The organism is Achromobacter pulmonis, from assembly GCF_021733725.1.
Classification (GTDB): Bacteria; Pseudomonadota; Gammaproteobacteria; order Burkholderiales; family Burkholderiaceae_B; genus Achromobacter; species Achromobacter pulmonis.
This window is the reverse complement of record NZ_JAIFOT010000001.1, coordinates 1,769,385-1,785,818: the sequence shown is the minus strand read 5'-3', so window position 1 is coordinate 1,785,818 and position 16,434 is coordinate 1,769,385. Positions and strand designations below refer to the sequence as shown.

The 16,434-nt window shown below is 67.6% G+C and carries 15 protein-coding genes; 6 read left to right on the top strand and 9 right to left on the bottom strand.

Annotation, left to right across the window (positions count from 1 at the left end; translation table 11 throughout):
• Positions 1 to 52 precede the first annotated feature (52 nt).
• A complete protein-coding gene (locus tag K2W61_RS08205; protein WP_175141904.1) occupies positions 53 to 2,713 on the top strand; it encodes a GDYXXLXY domain-containing protein in 2,661 nt (886 codons plus the stop codon).
• A gap of 36 nt (positions 2,714 to 2,749) precedes the next feature.
• Here K2W61_RS08205 and gluQRS read toward each other — a convergent pair whose 3' ends face one another.
• From gluQRS to K2W61_RS08185, 4 genes are all read right to left on the bottom strand, one after another.
• Entirely contained in the window at positions 2,750 to 3,631 is an 882-nt protein-coding gene (gene gluQRS, locus K2W61_RS08200; RefSeq protein ID WP_236755411.1) for a tRNA glutamyl-Q(34) synthetase GluQRS, read from the bottom strand.
• Positions 3,632 to 3,727: 96 nt separating this feature from the next.
• Positions 3,728 to 4,186, bottom strand: a complete 459-nt coding sequence (locus K2W61_RS08195; protein WP_175134322.1) for a Smg family protein — start codon at positions 4,184 to 4,186, stop codon at positions 3,728 to 3,730.
• 234 nt (positions 4,187 to 4,420) lie between these two features.
• A complete protein-coding gene (locus tag K2W61_RS08190; RefSeq protein ID WP_175141902.1) occupies positions 4,421 to 6,445 on the bottom strand; it encodes a TRAP transporter permease in 2,025 nt (674 codons plus the stop codon).
• A gap of 103 nt (positions 6,446 to 6,548) precedes the next feature.
• Positions 6,549 to 7,511, bottom strand: a complete 963-nt coding sequence (locus K2W61_RS08185; protein WP_175141901.1) for a TAXI family TRAP transporter solute-binding subunit — start codon at positions 7,509 to 7,511, stop codon at positions 6,549 to 6,551.
• A 200-nt stretch (positions 7,512 to 7,711) separates the two neighbouring features.
• On the opposite strand from K2W61_RS08185, the gene K2W61_RS08180 reads away from it, so the two are divergent.
• The gene (locus tag K2W61_RS08180; RefSeq protein WP_236755410.1) at positions 7,712 to 8,851 is read left to right on the top strand and encodes a DSD1 family PLP-dependent enzyme; all 1,140 of its coding nucleotides are present in this window, start codon (positions 7,712 to 7,714) and stop codon (positions 8,849 to 8,851) included.
• 29 nt (positions 8,852 to 8,880) lie between these two features.
• On the opposite strand, the gene K2W61_RS08175 is transcribed toward K2W61_RS08180, so the two are convergent.
• Genes K2W61_RS08175 through K2W61_RS08160 form a run of 4 tightly spaced genes read right to left on the bottom strand, consistent with a single transcriptional unit; the run spans position 8,881 to position 11,727 of the window.
• Positions 8,881 to 9,618: an amino acid ABC transporter ATP-binding protein gene (locus K2W61_RS08175; RefSeq protein WP_175134319.1), complete on the bottom strand. Its 738-nt coding sequence runs from the start codon at positions 9,616 to 9,618 to the stop codon at positions 8,881 to 8,883.
• Positions 9,599 to 10,255, bottom strand: coding sequence for an amino acid ABC transporter permease (locus K2W61_RS08170; protein WP_175134318.1), 657 nt, complete (start codon positions 10,253 to 10,255; stop codon positions 9,599 to 9,601). Before K2W61_RS08170 ends, K2W61_RS08175 begins: the two co-directional genes overlap by 20 nt.
• Complete coding sequence (locus tag K2W61_RS08165) at positions 10,252 to 10,920, bottom strand: amino acid ABC transporter permease (RefSeq protein WP_175134317.1); 669 nt, start codon at positions 10,918 to 10,920, stop codon at positions 10,252 to 10,254. The genes K2W61_RS08170 and K2W61_RS08165 overlap by 4 nt, the downstream gene beginning before the upstream one ends.
• Before the next feature lie 24 nt (positions 10,921 to 10,944).
• The gene (locus K2W61_RS08160) at positions 10,945 to 11,727 is read right to left on the bottom strand and encodes a transporter substrate-binding domain-containing protein (protein WP_175134316.1); all 783 of its coding nucleotides are present in this window, start codon (positions 11,725 to 11,727) and stop codon (positions 10,945 to 10,947) included.
• Between the two features lie 324 nt (positions 11,728 to 12,051).
• Between K2W61_RS08160 and K2W61_RS08155 the strand changes: the two genes are divergently transcribed.
• The 3 genes from K2W61_RS08155 to K2W61_RS08145 all read left to right on the top strand — a co-directional run bounded on the left by K2W61_RS08155 (position 12,052) and on the right by K2W61_RS08145 (position 13,832).
• On the top strand, positions 12,052 to 12,381 hold the full coding sequence (locus K2W61_RS08155; RefSeq protein ID WP_175141899.1) for a YegP family protein: 330 nt from the start codon (positions 12,052 to 12,054) through the stop codon (positions 12,379 to 12,381).
• Positions 12,382 to 12,492: 111 nt separating this feature from the next.
• Entirely contained in the window at positions 12,493 to 12,960 is a 468-nt protein-coding gene (locus K2W61_RS08150) for a type III secretion system chaperone (RefSeq protein ID WP_236755409.1), read from the top strand.
• Positions 12,961 to 12,971: 11 nt separating this feature from the next.
• Complete coding sequence (locus K2W61_RS08145) at positions 12,972 to 13,832, top strand: hypothetical protein (RefSeq protein ID WP_175134313.1); 861 nt, start codon at positions 12,972 to 12,974, stop codon at positions 13,830 to 13,832.
• A 111-nt stretch (positions 13,833 to 13,943) separates the two neighbouring features.
• Here the strand turns inward: K2W61_RS08145 and K2W61_RS08140 are convergent, their stop codons facing one another.
• Positions 13,944 to 14,909 carry a Bug family tripartite tricarboxylate transporter substrate binding protein gene (locus K2W61_RS08140; RefSeq protein ID WP_236755407.1) on the bottom strand — a complete coding sequence of 322 codons (966 nt, stop codon included), beginning with the start codon at positions 14,907 to 14,909 and terminating at the stop codon, positions 13,944 to 13,946.
• 214 nt (positions 14,910 to 15,123) lie between these two features.
• Between K2W61_RS08140 and K2W61_RS08135 the strand changes: the two genes are divergently transcribed.
• On the top strand, positions 15,124 to 16,317 hold the full coding sequence (locus K2W61_RS08135) for an acetylornithine transaminase (RefSeq protein ID WP_236755406.1): 1,194 nt from the start codon (positions 15,124 to 15,126) through the stop codon (positions 16,315 to 16,317).
• Positions 16,318 to 16,434 lie beyond the last annotated feature (117 nt).

Genomic DNA, 16,434 nt, shown 5'->3' with positions numbered 1-16,434 from the left:
TGGCGGCAGACCCGCCGTAGTAGCGCGGATAATAAGATCGGAGTTTCGCGATATGCAAGTCGGCATTGAACGGCAAGTGGGATCGGAACTTCACGCATGGCGCCAATTCCTGGCACGCAGCACCCTTTGGCTGGGGGTGCTGCTGCTCGGCAGCGCCGCCATTTGCTGGGTCGCCGCGAACTGGCAGGACATGACCAAAGTGCAGCGCTTTGCCGGCGCGCAGGGCTTGCTGGCCCTGTGCGCGCTGGCCGCGGCGTGGGCCGGGTTGCGCCTGCGCGGCACCCCCGGCGTACGCCGCAGCATCCCCGGCGCGCTGCTGGCCCTGGCCGGCATCCTGCTGGGCGCGCTGCTCGCGTTATTAGGTCAAACTTACCAGACTGGCGCCGATACCTGGGAATTGTTCGCCTGGTGGGCGCTTCTGCTGCTGCCCTGGGCGCTGGCCGCGGCCAGCCAGGCGGTCTGGCTGCTGTGGGCGCTGGTGACCAACGTCGCCCTGGTCCTGTGGCTGGGTGAGCACGCCCTCAGCTGGTGGCTGATCCTCGGCGGCCCCGAGGTCGCCAGCCTGATCGTGGCCGCCTGGAACCTGCTGCTGTTGCTGGGCTGGGAACTGGCCGCGCACCGCTGGCGCGCCAGCACCTTGGTCGGACCGCGGGTCCTGGCGGCGCTGGTGATCAGCGCGCTGGTGACGGCACTGGTGTTCGGCCCGATGGTGACGGTGCTGGTGATCGGCAACGGCATGGCGGGCGGCCTGGGTTCCATCAACGGCCTGGCCTGGATCGCGGTGACGCTGGGCCTGGGTTTCTATTACCAGCGCGGCCGCCGCGACTTGGTCATCCTGGCCATGCTGGTGGCTGGCGTCATCTGCGTGTCGCTGCGCATCGTCGGCGAATGGCTGCTGCGACTGGAGCCCGGCGTCTGGGCGGCCCTGCCCCTGGCGGCGCTGCTGATGGCCGAAGGCGTGTGGGCCGCGCGCTGGCTGCGCGGGCTGGCCCAGCCGGCGCGGGCCGCCGCCGCTGCCGCGCCCGCCGATGCCGAGCCGGCCGCCGCCTCGGCCGGCAACGCGGTCGACCCGGCCGAGGCGGGCGAACCCGTGGCCCAGGTCGCGCCGCCCGCCGTGCCGCACACCGAGCCGCCCTGGTACGTGCAATGCATCCTGGGCCTGAGCGCCTGGTTGGCGACCCTGTTGCTGCTGGCGTTCGTGGCCTTCTCCGGCATCGTCAATTCCGAGGAAGGCGCGTTGGTGGCCGGCCTGGTGCTGTGCGCCGTCGGCGTGGCGGTGCTGCGCAGCGACGCCGGTCCGTTCTGGCGCCAGTGCGGCACGGCCATGGCCTTCGCCGGCCAGATCCTCATCATCTACGGCATGTCCAGCTCGACCTCGTTCGCCAGCGCCTGCCTGTTCGTGCTGCTGATGGCCACGGCGGTGTACGCGCTGGGGCCGGACGTGATCCTGCGCTTCCTGAGCGGCGGGCTGATCGCGGCGGCCGGCGCCGGCCTGATCTGGCGCGTCCTGGCGCCCGAGCTGCTGCGCGACGATCTGCTGGACGCCCTGCTGGGCTTCGACATGGCCCGCGCCGCCTTCGTCTGGCTGCCGATCGCCGTGACTGGCGCCTGGGCCACGGCGGTGATCCTGACCCTGGCGCACCGGCTGGGCGGCAAGCGCGGCCATGCGCTGCAACCGCTGGCCTGGGCCTTCCTGCTGTCGGTGCAGGGCATGGTCTGGCTGGCCAGCGGCCTGTCGGTGCTGCAACTGCCGGTCATGTGGCAATTGCACGCGCAGACCGCGCTGCTGGTGTGCGCCGGCGCCCTGCTGCCCGCGGCGGCGGCGATGGCGGTGCTGTGGCCGCGCCGCCATGTGCTGACCGCCGGCGTCACCTGGGGCGTGCCGATCGCCCTGCTGCTGTTGGCGCTGTTCTGGCTGCCCAGTCCCGGGGTCGGTTTCGCGCTGGCGTGGCTGCTGCTGGGATTCGGCCTGAACCAGTTAGGCGTGACGCTGTTCGGCGTGCTGAGCCTGCTGGCCTACCTGGGCGTCTACTACTACCAGCTCGACGTGCCGCTGCTGCAGAAGGCGCTGTGGCTGGGCGGCGGCGCGCTGCTGCTGTTCGTGCTGCGGGCGCTGGTGTGGCTGGTGCCGCGGCTGATGCGCACGCAAGCGCCTTCGCGCCGCGCGCCGCTGCCGCCCATTTCGGCGCCGTTGCGCTGGCGCACCCTGGGCATCCTTGGCGGGCTGGCGCTGGCGCTGGCCTTCGCCAATGGCGGCATCTGGCAGCGCGAGAAGCTGCTGGCCAGCGGCAAGGTGGTGATCCTGGAGCTGGCGCCGGTCGACCCGCGCTCGCTGATGCAGGGCGATTACATGGCGCTCAACTTCGCCGCCGCGCGCGAGGTCACGCGCTTGCGGCTGGGGGGCGAGCGCCAGGACGCGGACGCTTCCATCCTGGACGAAGCGTCCGACGGCTACGTGATGCTGACGCTGGATGCGCGCGGCGTGGCGCAGCCGGTGCGCATCCAGCAGGCTGCCGATCCGCGCGCCGACGGCGAGGTGCCGCTGCGCTATCGGGTGCGCGACAACCGGGTGCGCATCGTCACCAACGCCTATTTCTTCCCCGAAGGCCAGGCCAAGCGCTATGAAGCCGCCAAGTTCGGCGAGCTGCGCGTGGCCGAGAATGGCGATGCCCTGCTGGTGCGCATGCTGGGCGCGGAGCTGCAGCCGTTGTAGGGCCCGCCGCCCGCCACCCGGTGGCGGGACCGCGCATCAGGGCAACGGAAAGCGCGCCGCCCAGCGCGCCGTCGCCTCGCGCAGGAACATACCCAGGTCGGGCGCGTCCAGCGGCGCGAAGCCCAGCGCGCGCCACGCGTCTTGCAGCGCCGCCAGCGGCGCGCCCGTGTCGATGGCCGGGGCGCCGTTCTGCTTGGACAGCTTCAGGCCGCTGGCGGCGTCCAGGATCAGCGGCACGTGCAGGTAGCGCACCGGCGGCAGCCCCAGCAGCCGGCCCAGCACGCGCTGGCGCGCGGTCGAGCTGAGCAGGTCGGCGCCGCGCACCACGTCGGTCACGCCCTGCGCGCCATCGTCCACCACCACCGCCAGTTGATACGCCCACAGGCCGTCGGCGCGCTTGACGGCGATGTCGCCCACCGCCTGCGCCACGTCCTGTTCCTGCGGCCCGAGCCAGCGGTCCTCGAAGCGTTCCAGCCCGGCTGGCAGGATGACGCGCCAGGCGCGCGCCTGGCGGCCGGGCGGCAGGCCGTGGCGGCAGGTGCCGGGATAGGGGCGTTCGCCATCCGCGCCCGGGGCGGTCTGGCCGCGTAGCGCGGAATCGGCGATCTCGCGGCGGGTGCAGCCGCAGCCATAGACCAGGCCGCGCGCGGCCAGCGCGTCGAAAGCCGCCTGGTAGGCATCGCCGCGCGCCGATTGCCACATGACGTCGCCGTCCCAGCGCAGGCCCAGGGCCTGGAGCTGGCCCATGATGGTCTCGGCCGCGCCCGCCACGGTGCGCGGCGTGTCGACATCCTCGATGCGCAGCAGCCAGCGCCCGTGATGGGCGCGCGCGTCCAGCCAACTAGCCAGCGCGGCCACCAGCGAGCCGGCGTGCAACGGGCCGCTGGGGCTGGGGGCGAAGCGGCCGATGTAAGTCACGAAGCGAGTGAAAGCAGTGGGGTTGCGGCGACACGGCGCCGCGCGCTCGCGGCGCGCGGGCCAGGCGGATACGGACGCCGGCGTGGGCCGGCGCCGTCAGTGCAGCAAGCGGGCGCCGTCTTCGTCCAGCAGCTCTTCCAGGACCAGGTTGTCGATCTCGGCTTCCTGGCTCCAGAGAACCATGAGGGCGATGATCTTGATCTTGGCGAGCGGCACGGGCGATTCCGACGCGGCCAGGCCCCGGTCGATGACGATCTCGCGCAGCGGCGCGGGCAGCACGCCGGCCGATTCCAGGAAGGCGATGAAGCCGATGGATTCGGAGCCGAGTTGCTGGTATTCGTTATCGGTGTAGATGCGGGTGCCCGTGGTGGGGGCTTGGGCGAGATCCACACAGCGTTCGGTGGTTTCGGCCAGGCCATACAGCCAGCCGAGCGCGTCGTCGATGTCTTCGTGCTCGAACCCGGCGGCAGCCAGCCGCTTGGCCAGTACGTCAGCGGCGGGACAGGCTTGCGGCGTGTAGTAATTCTCGTACAGATAAACCAGGATATCGAACATATGGCGCAGTCTTGTGCCTGTTTGCACAGTCGGCCCGCATATCGGCAGACCAGCAAACATGGATTTTACTGTACGCTGATTTATATCCCCGGGCAACCGCCGCAAAGGCGGAGTAAAGGGGGCGTAGCGGCCTCGCGACAGTCGCGAAATCCCCGCCCCGATGCCGGCAGAATCGAGAATTCCCCAGGCGGGGCGGACTTTCCTGGGTCCGCCCCTCTTTAATACCCCTGAAGCCTATGCGGTCTTCGGCGCCGACACCAGCTTGTACTGCGTCAGCTGTCGCATGAACACCGGGATGCAGACGAGCAGGCCGATCAATCCGCTGGTCAGGCCCGGCAGAATGGTCAGCAAGGCGCCCAGGGCGCACAGCCAGCGTTCCCAGCGCTTCATGCCCACCAGCAGATAGCGCGAGAAGGCCGCCGACAGCAGCACCAGGCCGATCATGCAGCCGAACAGCGTCACGAAGAAGTCGTACCACGTGAAGCCCTGCACCGAGATCAGCAGCGAGGGCGAGAACACGAACACGAACGGCACGATCAGCTTGGTGATGCCTAGCCGGAACGCGGTATTGCCGGTCTTGAACGGATCACTGCCCGCCATGCCCGCCGCCGCATACGCCGCCAGCGCCACGGGTGGCGTGATGTCGGCCAGGATGCCGAAATAGAACACGAAGAAGTGCGCGGCGATCGGCTGCACCCCCAGTTGCACCAGCGTCGGCGCGGCCACCGCCACCATGATCAGGTAGTTGGCGGTCGTGGGAATGCCGCAGCCCATCAGGATGCAGACCACCCCCGTCATGATCAGCGCCGCGACCAGCGTCAGCGACTGGGTGTTGGCGATGGCGTCGGGAATGATCGCGCCGGCAGCTCCGGCGATCGATTGCGCCGCAGAGATCACGATGTACGAGATCTTGAAGCCCACCCCGGTCAGCGTCACCACGCCGATCACGATGCCCACCGTGCCGGCCGCCGCGCCCACCGCCAGCGCGTATTTGGCGCCGGTCTCGAAGGCCTCGTACAGGTCGCGCCAGTGCAGCCGCTGGAACGGGTTGAGCAGGCCCACGATGATGCAGCCGGTGATGCCGGCGAACGCCGCCAGGTACGGCGTGCGGCCGCTGGCCAGCACCCCGATCAGCAGCGCCAGCGGGATCAGCGTCGGCCAGCGCTTCTTGAAGGACTCGCGCAGGCGCGGCATTTCTTCCGGCGTCAGCCCGCGCAGCCCTTCGCGCTTGGCTTCGAAGTGCACCTGCATGAACATGCCGAAGAAATACAGCAGCGCGGGGAAAATGCCCGCGATGGCGATCTGTTGGTACGGGATGCCGAGAAACTCGATCATCAGGAACGCCGCCGCGCCCATGATCGGCGGCGTGATCTGGCCGCCGGTGCTGCTGGCCGCTTCCACGCCCGCGGCGAAATGGCGCGGATAGCCGATGCGGATCATCGCCGGGATGGTCAGCGAACCCACCGTCACCGCGTTCGCCACCGACGAGCCGGACAGCATGCCGAACATCGCCGAGCCGAACACCGACACCTTGGCCGGGCCGCCGGCATAGCGGCCGGCAATGGTCGAGGCCACGTCCAGGAACAACTGGCCCAGGCCGATGCGCGTGGCCAGCACGCCGAACAGCACGAAGTGGAACACGTAGGTGGCCACCACGCCGACAGCCACGCCGTACACGCCCTGGCTGGTCAGGTACATGTGGTTGACGATCTGCGACCACGTATTGCCCGCGTGCTGCAGCAGCCCGGGGAAATACGGCCCGAACGCGGCGTAGGCCATGAACACCAGGGCGATGATCGGCAGCGGCCAGCCCATGGCGCGGCGCGTCGCTTCGAGCAGCCCGATCAGCAGGATCGACCCCATGAACACGTCCTGCGGCAGCGGATTGCCCACGCGGAACGCCAGGTCCTCGAAGATGTAGGGGATGTACAGCACCGACAGGGCCAGCGCGATGGCGATGATCCAGTCATACAGCGGCACGCCGCCGGGCGCGTACCAGGTCGATTTCGGCTCGCGCTGGTAGTGCGCCTTGGAAAAGCCGAACACCAGGAAGATCAGGCTCAGCACGAAGGCCAGGTGCACCCCCCGGTGCGTGGCTTCGCGCAGCAGGCCGAAGCCGGCGGTGTAGTAATGGAACAGTGACAACGCCACCAGCAGGCCCGAGACAATCCAGGTGGCGCTTTTGTGCAGCGGCCGGAAGCGGATTTCCGAATCGTATTTCTCCGCCAGCTGCTGCGTTTTTTCGTGGTCTATTTGCATAGCCGTGCTTCTCATGTGATTCCGTGAACAGGGCCGCCCGCGGCGGCCCTGTGCATTCGCGGCGCTGGGCGCCGCGCACTCCCGCAAGGGAGACGACCGGCGCTTACTTCAGCAGGCCGATTTCCTTGTAGAACTTCTCGGCGCCCGGGTGGAACGGGATGCCGGCGCCCTTGACCGCGTTTTCGCGGGTGATGAGCTTGCCCTTGGCATGGCCGTTGTCCAGCGTCTTGCGCGTGGCGTCGCTGTACAGCGCCTTGGTGACTTCGTACACCACCTGCTCGGGCAGCTTGGCCGACGTCACCATCTGCGCGTTGACCGAGATGGTCTTGACCTCGCCCACGTTCTGGTAGGTATTGGCGGCAATGGTGTCGGGCGTGAAGAACTCCTGCTTGGCGCGCAGCGCATCGATTTCGGGGCCGACCAGCGGCACGATGTCGATACCGGCGCCGCTGGAGGCCAGTTCGGCGATGGCGCCGGCGGGGGCGCCGCCGACGAAGAAGAACGCGTCCAGGCCGCCGTCCTTGAGCTTGTCACCGGCCTGGTTGGGCTTGAGGTATTCGGCCTTGACGTCCTTGTCGGTCATGCCATAGGCGCCCAGGATCAGGCGCACGTCCACCAGCGTGCCCGAGCCCGGCTCGTCCATCGACACGCGCTTGCCCTTCAGGTCGGCCACGCTCTTGATGCCGGCGCCCTTGCGCGTCACCAGGTGGATGCTTTCCGGATACAGGGTGGCGATCAGGCGCAGGTCTTGCGCCTTGGGCTTGCCTTCGAAGGTGCCGGTGCCGCTGTAGGCCCAGAAGGCAACGTCCGATTGCGTGAAGCCTGCTTCGAACGACCCGCCCATGATGCCGTTGATGTTGGCCACCGAGCCATTGGAGGCAACCGCGGTCGCGATCAGCTTGCCGGGCTGGGACACGGCATTGGCGATGATGCCGCCGATGGGGTAGTAGGTGCCGGCGGTACCGCCGGTACCGATGCGGAAGAACTGCTGGGCCTGTGCCGATCCGGTGGCGCCGACGGCGGCAACGGCCATGGCCAGGGTAGCGATCCAATTCCTGAGTTTCATGCGAGCTTCTCCAAAATAAGTGGAAGTAACCTATTGTTTGTTGTGTTGAAATTCTGGCATGCCGGCCGCCGCGCGCCAATGGCCTGGAGGCTATCGTTTACCAGGGGGGTGCTGCACCGCGGCAAAATCCCCCGCCGGGCGGGCCGTCGCAAGCGCGCTGGCCCACGGCGGCGCAGCAGGTTTTATCACGGAGCCATTCGATGTCCCAAGAAGTCATTCGCGGCATTGCGCTGCCGCCGCCCGCCCAGGCCGGCGATCCCCTGGCCAGCGTCGATACGCCCAGCCTGGTCCTGGACCTGGCCGCGTTCGAGGCCAACCTGCGCACCATGCAGGCCTGGGCCGACCGCCACGAGGTCGCGCTGCGCCCGCACGCCAAGGCCCACAAATGCCCCGAAATCGCCCGCCGCCAGCTGGCGCTGGGCGCGCGCGGCATCTGTTGCCAGAAGGTCAGCGAGGCGGTGCCCTTCGTGGCCGCCGGCATCACCGACATCCACATCAGCAACGAAGTGGTCGGCCCGGCCAAGCTGCGCCTCTTGGGCCAGCTGGCGCGCGCCGCCAAGTTCAGCGTCTGCGTCGACAACGCCGCCAACCTGACCCAGGTCTCGCAGGCCATGGCCGCGGCCGGCGCCGAGATCGACGTGCTGGTGGAGGTGGACGTGGGCCAGGGCCGCTGCGGCGTGGCCGACGACGCCACCGTGCTGGCGCTGGCGCAGCAGGCGCGCGCCCTGCCGGGCGTGAACTTCGTCGGGCTGCAGGCCTACCACGGCTCGGTGCAGCACCTGCGCACCCGCGAGGAACGCGCCGCCGTCTGCCGCCAGGCCGCGCGCATCGCGGCGTCGTACCAATTGCTGTTGCGCGAAAGCGGCATTGCCTGCGATGTCATCACCGGCGGCGGCACCGGCAGCGTCGAATTCGACGCCGCCAGCGGCGTCTTCACCGAATTGCAGGCCGGTTCCTACGCCTTCATGGACGGCGACTACGGCGCCAACGACTGGGACGGCGCGCTGGCCTTCCAGCACAGCCTGTTCCTGCTGTCGACCGTGATGAGCACGCCCGCGCCGGACCGCGTCATCCTCGATGCCGGCCTGAAGTCCACCACCGCCGAATGCGGCCCGCCCGCGATCCACGGCGCCCCGGGGCTGCAATACGCCGCCATCAACGACGAGCATGGCGTGGTGCGCGTGGCGGCCGATGCGCGGGCGCTGGCGTTGGGCGACACCTTGTTGCTGGTGCCGTCGCACGTCGATCCCACCTTCAACCTGCACGACGGGCTGGTGGTCTACCGCGACGGCATCGTGCAGGACATCTGGGAGATATCGGCGCGCGGCTTCTCGCGCTGAGGCGCCGGGCCGGCCGCCGGGACGCGCGCTCAACGCGCCAGGTCCGTCATCCCCAGGAACTGCCGCAGCTCCGGCGTCGCCGGCGCCGTGAACAGTTCCTCGGGCGGCCCGATCTCATGCACGCGGCCCTGGTGCATGAACACCACCCGGTCGCACACCTCGCGCGCAAAGCGCATCTCGTGCGTCACCATCAGCAGCGTCATGCCGTCGGCGGCCAGTTCGCGCACCACCGCCAGCACCTCGTTGACCAGCTCCGGGTCCAGCGCCGAGGTGATCTCGTCGCACAGCAGCGCCAGCGGCTGCATCGCCAGGGCGCGGGCGATCGCCACGCGCTGCTGCTGGCCGCCCGACAATTCATCGGGCCAGGCGTCGAACTTGTGCTCCAGCCCCACCCGCGTCAGCATGGCCCGCGCCAGATCGGCGGCCTGGTCCTGCGGCATGCGCTTGGCCACCATCGGCGACAGCATCACATTGCGTCCCACCGTCAGGTGCGGGAACAGGTTGAACTGCTGGAAGATCATGCCCACCTTCAGCCGCAGCGCGCGCAACCGCAACTCGTCGTCGCCCAGTTGCGCGTCGGCCACCATGATGGCGCCGCCGTCGATCTGCTCCAGCCCGTTGATGCAGCGCAGCAGCGTGCTCTTGCCGGAACCGCTTTTGCCGATGATGGCGATCACCTCGCCGGGCTCGACGCGCAACGTCACCCCTTTCAGGACTTCGTTGTCGCCGAACTTCTTGCGGACGTCTTCAAGGGCGATGAGGGGCATGCAACTTCCTTTCCAGCAGCAGGCTGAGGCGCGACAGGGGCCAGCACAGCGCGAAGTAGATCAGCGCGGCGCAGGCATAGACGGTGAAGGGACTGAAGGTGGCGTTGGTGATCACCGTGCTGGCCTTGGACAGCTCGGTGAAACCGATGATGGAGGTCAGCGCCGTGCTCTTGACGATCTGCACCGCGAAGCCGACGGTGGGCGCCACCGCGATGCGCAGCGCCTGCGGCAGCACCACGTAGCGCATCTGCTGCACATAGCCCAGCGCCAGGCTGGCCGAGGCTTCCCACTGGCCTTTCGGAATCGCTTCCACGCAGCCGCGCCAGATCTCGGCCAGGAAGGCGCCCGCCCACAGCGTCAGCGCCGCGCCCGCCGCCAGCCACGGCGGCACTTCCAGCCCCAGCAGCGACAACCCGAAGAACGCCAGGAACAACTGCATCAGCAGCGGCGTGCCCTGGAACAGTTCGATATAGGCCCAGCTCACGCGCCGCATCAGCGGCACGCGCGAGGTTCGCATCATCAGCGCCAGCCCGCCCATCAGCGCGCCGCCGACGAACGCCACCAGCGACAGCACAACGGTCCAGCGCGCCGCCAGCAGCAGATTGCGGACGATGTCCCAGGTAGAGAACTCGATCATCGCACCGCCCTGCGGAACAACCGCTTGCCCGTCATGCGCAGCAACTGGCGCAACGATACCGCCAGCGCCAGATAGATGCCGGTGGTCACGAAATACACCTCGAACGCGCGGAAATTGCGCGACTGGATGAAATTGGCCGCGAACGTCAGGTCCTCGGCCGCGATCTGCGAACACACCGCCGAGCCCAGCATCACGATCACGATCTGCGACGACAGGGCCGGCCAGATGCGCGCCAATGCGGGTTTGAGCACGATATGGCGGAACACCTGCCAGCGTGTCATCGCCAGGCTGGCGCCAGCCTCGTACTGGCCCCTGGGCGTGGCGTCGATGCCGGCGCGGATGATCTCGGCGCTATAGGCGCCCAGGTTCAGCGCCATCGCCAGGCAGGCCGCCTGCATCTCGCTGAACTGCACGCCCAGCGACGGCAGCCCGAAGAACACGAAGAACAACTGAATCAGGAACGGCGTATTGCGCACCACCTCCACATAGGCGGTGACCGGCGCGCGCAGCCAGCGCGGCCCCTGCGTGCGGGCCCAGGCGCAGCCGATGCCCAGCGCCACGCCGGCCACCGCGCCAAAGGCGATCAGCTCGACCGTCACGCCGATGCCCTTGATGAGCACCGGCGTGTAATCGAACACGGAAGCGAAGTCGAATTGGTAAGCCATGAACCGCGCTCCGACGCGCCCGCCTTACAGGTCCTTGGGCAGGTCGGCGCCCAGCCACTTCTTGGAAATCGCCGCCAGCGAACCATCGCGCTTGGCGTTGGCCAGGATCTCGTTGACCTTGGCGCGCAGCTTGGGCTCATCCTTGTTCAGGCCGATGTAGCACGGCGAATTCTTGATCAGGAACTTGGTCTCCGGCTTCTTGGGCGGGTTGCGCGCCAGGATCGCGGCGGCCACCACGTTGCCGGTGGCGATCAGCGGCACCTGGCCCGACAGGAAGGCGGTGATGGTGCCGTTGTTGTCTTCATAGCGCTTGAGCGTGGCCGTGGGCGGAGCGATCTTGCTCAGTTCGATGTCCTCGACCGCGCCGCGCGTCACGCCGATGGTCTTGCCCGCCAGATCGGCGGCCGACGCCACCTTCAGGTCGGCCGGGCCGAACACGCCGTTGAAGAACGGCGCATACGCGTCGGAGAAGTCGATCGCCTTTTCGCGCTCGGCGTTCTTGCCCAGGCTGGAAATCACCAGGTCCACCTTGCGCGTCTGCAGGTAGGGAATGCGGTTGGCGCTGGTCACCGGCACCAGTTCCAGCTTCACGCCCAACTGCTTGGCAATCAGCGCGGCGGTGTCGATGTCATAGCCCAGCGGCTTCATGTCGGCGCCGACCGAGCCGAACGGCGGAAAGTCCTGCGGCACGGCGATCTTGATGGTGCCGGCCTTGACGATATCGTCCAGTGTGTCGGCATGCGTGAGCGGCGCGGCCAGCAAGGTGGCGGCGGTGCAAAGGGACAGCAACAGGGTTCTACGGTTCATGAGGAACTCTCCAGGGCGCGCCGCCCCGGGAGCGGGGTCGAGCGTTGCACACCAATTCGGTATACAAAACGGGAAAAGCAAGTTCCGTGCCATTTCGCGGCCCCCGGACCACGCCCGGCCGAGGCGGATGCGCCCGCACCGCCGTGGTGCGCCGCGCGCCACCGTGGCGCAGCGCGCGCACCGCCATGGACCGCGCCGGCCCCGCGCCTCCACGCGTCTGGAAATTGGCCACGCCGGTTGGTATCCACTACTATCGGCCAGTGTTCTCGCGGACGCATCGCAGGTTGGCCAATTGTCGAATCCATCCCCCTGAAGGAGATTTCCATGAGTGGTTACTACGAGTTGAAGCGCAGCGGCGATCAGTTCATGTTCAACCTGAAAGCCGCGAACCATGAAGTCATCCTCACCAGCGAGCGCTACACCAGCAAGGCCAGTGCCCAGGACGGCATCGCCTCGGTCCGGCAGAATTCGCAGGTCGACGCGCGCTACGAGCGCAAGACGGCCACCGACGGCTCGCCCTACTTCACCCTGACCGCCACCAATGGCCAGACCATCGGCCGCAGCGAGATGTATTCGAGCACCGCGGCCCGCGACAACGGCATCGCGTCGGTCAAGACCAACGGCCCCAGCACCACGGTCAAAGACAACACCTGACCCGCCCGTCCGGCCGGCCTCGCGCCGGCCGAATTCGTAACGCTACGGAACCGGGGCGGCCTCCCGCGTTACTCACGCCTTGTCTATCGATCCAACCCAAGGAGAATGGCAATGGCGTTTCATGACCTCATCAACGCGGCCGCCGACCGCTTGCAACTGGGCGGCGGCGTCGACGCCAAGGCCCAGGCGCTGGACATCCAGTTCCAGGACGACCACCCGGTGCGCATCGAGCACCACGACAGCCGCGGCCAGATCAGCCTGGCCGGCGCCATCGGCTTCTATCCGCCGCAGGCGCAGCAGGCCCGCCTGTTCGAAACGCTATTGCAAGCCCAGCTGTACGGCCTGCTGACCGACGGCTGTGCCTTCAGCGTCGACGCCGACGCCAGCAAGATCCTGTTGTTCAAGACGCTGCCGCTGGACGGCCTGGACGCCGACGGCCTGGTGCGCGCGCTGGGCGACTTCCGCCTGGTGCAGCAGACCTGGCGCAAGGCCTACGCCGACGGCAAGCTGACCGCGCAGGACACGCCGGCCCCGGCCGCCGCGGCGCCGGGCATGTCCCCCGCCCTCAACCTTGCCTGAAGGAGAACGACATGGTCGCAGGAGGAATCGGACAGGTCGGCGGTGGCCAGGTCAACGCCGTGGCGCCCGTCGGGGTGCAGCAGGCGCCGCAGAACGGCAACGTGCAGCAGGCGCAGGGCGGGTCCTGGGCCAGTACCCTCAACACCCTGGTGGAAAACGTGATCGGCGGCACCGTGCATGCCTTGTCGAACGTCGTGCGGGGAATCGATCTTTACGTGCAGTCCGAGGCCCATGCGCTCGGCAATGCGCCGGCGCCGGACCTGGACGAGATCTCGCGCACCACCGTGCTGGGTTCGCTGCCCAACGCTCCGGGCTTCCAGAGCGCGATCAACGATGGCGGCGTGCTGTCGGGGCGTTTCACCAACGCCTTGAACAACAATCAGGCGACTCAGCAGGAAACCGACGTCATGAACCGCCTGAACGGCGTTGCGCTCAATAACCTGACGCGCGGCGGCCAGGCCCTGCAAATGACCCAGCAACAGTTCCATGCCGCCCTGATGTGCGGCGGCCACTTCGTCGTCAACGATGGCGGCGCGCTCGCCAACCAACTGCAACAGGATGGCGGCGGCCAGATGCAGGCGCGCGGCTCCAGCCACTACAAGGGCTCGCCGCACCAGCAACACGGCATGGACCTGCCCGGCGTCGGCCACCTGCTGATCGGCCGCACCAACAACGGCGACAGCTTCTTCCAACTGGAATCGCACGGCGTCGGCAACCCGCAGCAAGGTTGGGGCGAATGGGCCCAGGAATTCGGCGGCCACATGCTGTCGTGGGGCATGCACATCGGCTCCAGCGCATCCTACGTGCAGATCGGCCCGCACGGCGCCATCGAAGGCAGCGAGAAGGACAACAACCACGTCGTCATCAACTGACGCAAAAACGCCGGGCCTGGGCCCGGCGTTTGTCATTGCGCGGCTTGCTTTGGGGCAGGCGCCCGACGTGATGCCCCGCAAGGCCGCCGCGCCCGCCCTCCCACCGCGCCGTCAGTCCACCTGCGCGCCCGACTGCTTGACCGCCTTGCCCCACTTCTCGACCTCGCTGGCGATGAAGGTGGCGGTGGCCTCGGGCGTCATCGGCATCGGTTCCGCGCCGCGGTCATGGAAGAACTTCTGCATCTCGGGCGTGCCCAGCACGTGGCCGATCTGCTGGCTCAGGTAGTGGGTCACCTCGGGCGGCGTGCCGCGCGGGGCCAGCACCGACGCCCAGCCAATCGCCTCGAAACCCGGATAACCGCTTTCAGCCACCGTCGGCACGTCCGGCAACTGCGGCAGGCGCTTGGCCGTCGTCACTGCCAGCGCCACCGCCTTCTTGCTCTGCACGTGCGGCAGGCCCGCCGTCACCGAATCCACCATCAGCGGCACCTGATGGCCCAGGAAATCCGCCTGCGCCGGGCCGCTGCCCTTGTACGGAATATGGCGAATGTCGATATTGGCCGCCGCCTTGAACATCTCGGCCGACAAATGCTGCGTGCCGCCGATGCCGGCGCTGGCATACGCCAGCTCGCCCGGATTGGCGCGCGCCTGCTTCACCAGCTGCTGCAGCGACGTGATGCCCGAAGCCGGCGTCGCCAGGAACATCAGCGGCACCGAGAACACCCCCGACACCGGCGCGAAATCCTTGGTCAGGCTGTAGTTGATGGTCTTGTACAGCGTCTGGTTCACCGCCGCGGCCGAACCCGCGATCACCAGCGTGTAGCCGTCCGGCGTCGCGCGCGCGGCCTGCTCCATGCCGATATTGCTACCGGCGCCGGCGCGGTTCTCCACCACGATCGGCTGCTTGAGCGCCGCGCCCAGCTTCTCGGCCAGCGCGCGGGCGAAGATATCGGTGGCCTGCCCCGGCGGGAACGGCACCACCAGGCGGATGGGACGGTCGGGATACGCCGCATGCGCGGCCGTCGTGGCCGCCGCCAGCACCAGGCCGGCGGCAAGACTGGAAAGAATTCGTGTCATGATCGGTCAGTAAAAAGCGACAAAGGGCGGCGCCTGGCGCCGGCCCTGTTGCATAAAATAGGGAGCCCCGCGCAAGCGGCCCTTTTGAGGCGGCCGTGGGGCGGATCGGCTGGGGGTGCGTCACGATAGCATCCCGCCGCCGATGCTAAATTCGGCATTTACGCGTTTCCCCACCCTTTTTCAACCCGGTTCTCACAATTCAGCAGGCACCGCCATGGAATTCAGCCAGTACAACGTCAACGCCCTCATGGAGATCACCTCCCGCCCGGACCTCGTGTTCGTGCGCGGTCAGGGGTCCTGGCTGGAGGATCACGCGGGCAAGCGATACCTGGACTTCATCCAGGGCTGGGCCGTCAACACCCTGGGCCACTGCGCCCCGGAAATGCAAAAGGCCCTGCTGGACCAGTCCAAGCTGCTGATGAACCCGTCGCCGGCCTTCTACAACCTGCCGTCCATCGAACTGGCCAGCCGCCTGACCGGCGCGTCGGTGTTCGACCGCGTGTTCTTCGCCAACAGCGGCGGCGAAGCCAACGAAGGCGCCATCAAGCTGGCGCGCAAATGGGGCCAGGTCAACAAGAAGGGCGCCTACAAGATCATCACCATGAATCACGGCTTCCACGGCCGCACGCTGGCCACGATGTCGGCGTCCGGCAAGCCGGGCTGGGACAAGATGTTCGCGCCGCAGGTGGAAGGTTTCCTGAAGGCCGAGATCAATGATCTGGAATCGGTGCGTGCGTTGATCGACGATCAGACCGTCGCCATCATGCTCGAACCCGTCCAGGGCGAAGCCGGTGTCATCCCCGCCACCAAGGAATTCATGCAGGGCCTGCGCAAGCTGGCCGATGAGCACAAGCTGCTGTTCATCGTTGATGAAGTGCAGACGGGGATGGGCCGCACCGGCACCCTGTTCGCCTACCAGCAATCCGACGTGGTGCCGGACATCATGACGCTGGCCAAGGGGATTGGCGGTGGCGTGCCGTTGGCTGCTTTGTTGGCCCGTCAGGAAGTCTGCGTGTTTTCGCATGGGGACCAGGGCGGCACGTATAACGGGAATCCGTTGATGGCTGCGGTTGGTGTGGCGGTGTTTGATGCGCTGGCTGCGCCGGGCTTCATGGAATCGGTGAATGCCCGCGCCAAGCAATTGTCCGAAGGCCTGCTGGCCCTGTCGGCCAAGTATGGGATGAAGGGTGAGCGTGGGATGGGCCTGCTGCGCGCGCTGGTGATGGATCGCGATGATGGTCCGGCGATTGTCGAGGCTGCGCGGAATCTGACGCCGAATGGACTCCTGCTGAATGCGCCGCGGGGGAATTTGCTGCGGTTTATGCCGGCGTTGAATGTGACGGCGGAAGAAATCGATACGATGCTTACGCAGTTGGATGGGTTGATTGGGCGGGTGCGTAAGGCTTGATGGAAGCGATTCGTTAAGCCATGAAGATAAGGGCCGCAAAAGCGGCCCTTATCTTTTCCATCCAGTTTACGTACTCATTCGTGCAAGGCTTCTGCCTGACGTTCTCCCAAAAAACGT

Bases quoted from the DNA above. Each gene is read 5' to 3' on its own strand.
- K2W61_RS08205 (WP_175141904.1), top strand. From the start codon at position 53: ATGCAAGTCGGCATTGAACGGCAAGTGGGATCGGAACTTCACGCATGG.
- K2W61_RS08195 (WP_175134322.1), bottom strand. From the start codon at position 4,186: ATGTTCGATATCCTGGTTTATCTGTACGAGAATTACTACACGCCGCAA.
- K2W61_RS08190 (WP_175141902.1), bottom strand. From the start codon at position 6,445: ATGCAAATAGACCACGAAAAAACGCAGCAGCTGGCGGAGAAATACGAT.
- K2W61_RS08185 (WP_175141901.1), bottom strand. From the start codon at position 7,511: ATGAAACTCAGGAATTGGATCGCTACCCTGGCCATGGCCGTTGCCGCC.
- K2W61_RS08180 (WP_236755410.1), top strand. From the start codon at position 7,712: ATGTCCCAAGAAGTCATTCGCGGCATTGCGCTGCCGCCGCCCGCCCAG.
- K2W61_RS08175 (WP_175134319.1), bottom strand. From the start codon at position 9,618: ATGCCCCTCATCGCCCTTGAAGACGTCCGCAAGAAGTTCGGCGACAAC.
- K2W61_RS08170 (WP_175134318.1), bottom strand. From the start codon at position 10,255: ATGATCGAGTTCTCTACCTGGGACATCGTCCGCAATCTGCTGCTGGCG.
- K2W61_RS08165 (WP_175134317.1), bottom strand. From the start codon at position 10,920: ATGGCTTACCAATTCGACTTCGCTTCCGTGTTCGATTACACGCCGGTG.
- K2W61_RS08160 (WP_175134316.1), bottom strand. From the start codon at position 11,727: ATGAACCGTAGAACCCTGTTGCTGTCCCTTTGCACCGCCGCCACCTTG.
- K2W61_RS08155 (WP_175141899.1), top strand. From the start codon at position 12,052: ATGAGTGGTTACTACGAGTTGAAGCGCAGCGGCGATCAGTTCATGTTC.
- K2W61_RS08150 (WP_236755409.1), top strand. From the start codon at position 12,493: ATGGCGTTTCATGACCTCATCAACGCGGCCGCCGACCGCTTGCAACTG.
- K2W61_RS08145 (WP_175134313.1), top strand. From the start codon at position 12,972: ATGGTCGCAGGAGGAATCGGACAGGTCGGCGGTGGCCAGGTCAACGCC.
- K2W61_RS08140 (WP_236755407.1), bottom strand. From the start codon at position 14,909: ATGACACGAATTCTTTCCAGTCTTGCCGCCGGCCTGGTGCTGGCGGCG.
- K2W61_RS08135 (WP_236755406.1), top strand. From the start codon at position 15,124: ATGGAATTCAGCCAGTACAACGTCAACGCCCTCATGGAGATCACCTCC.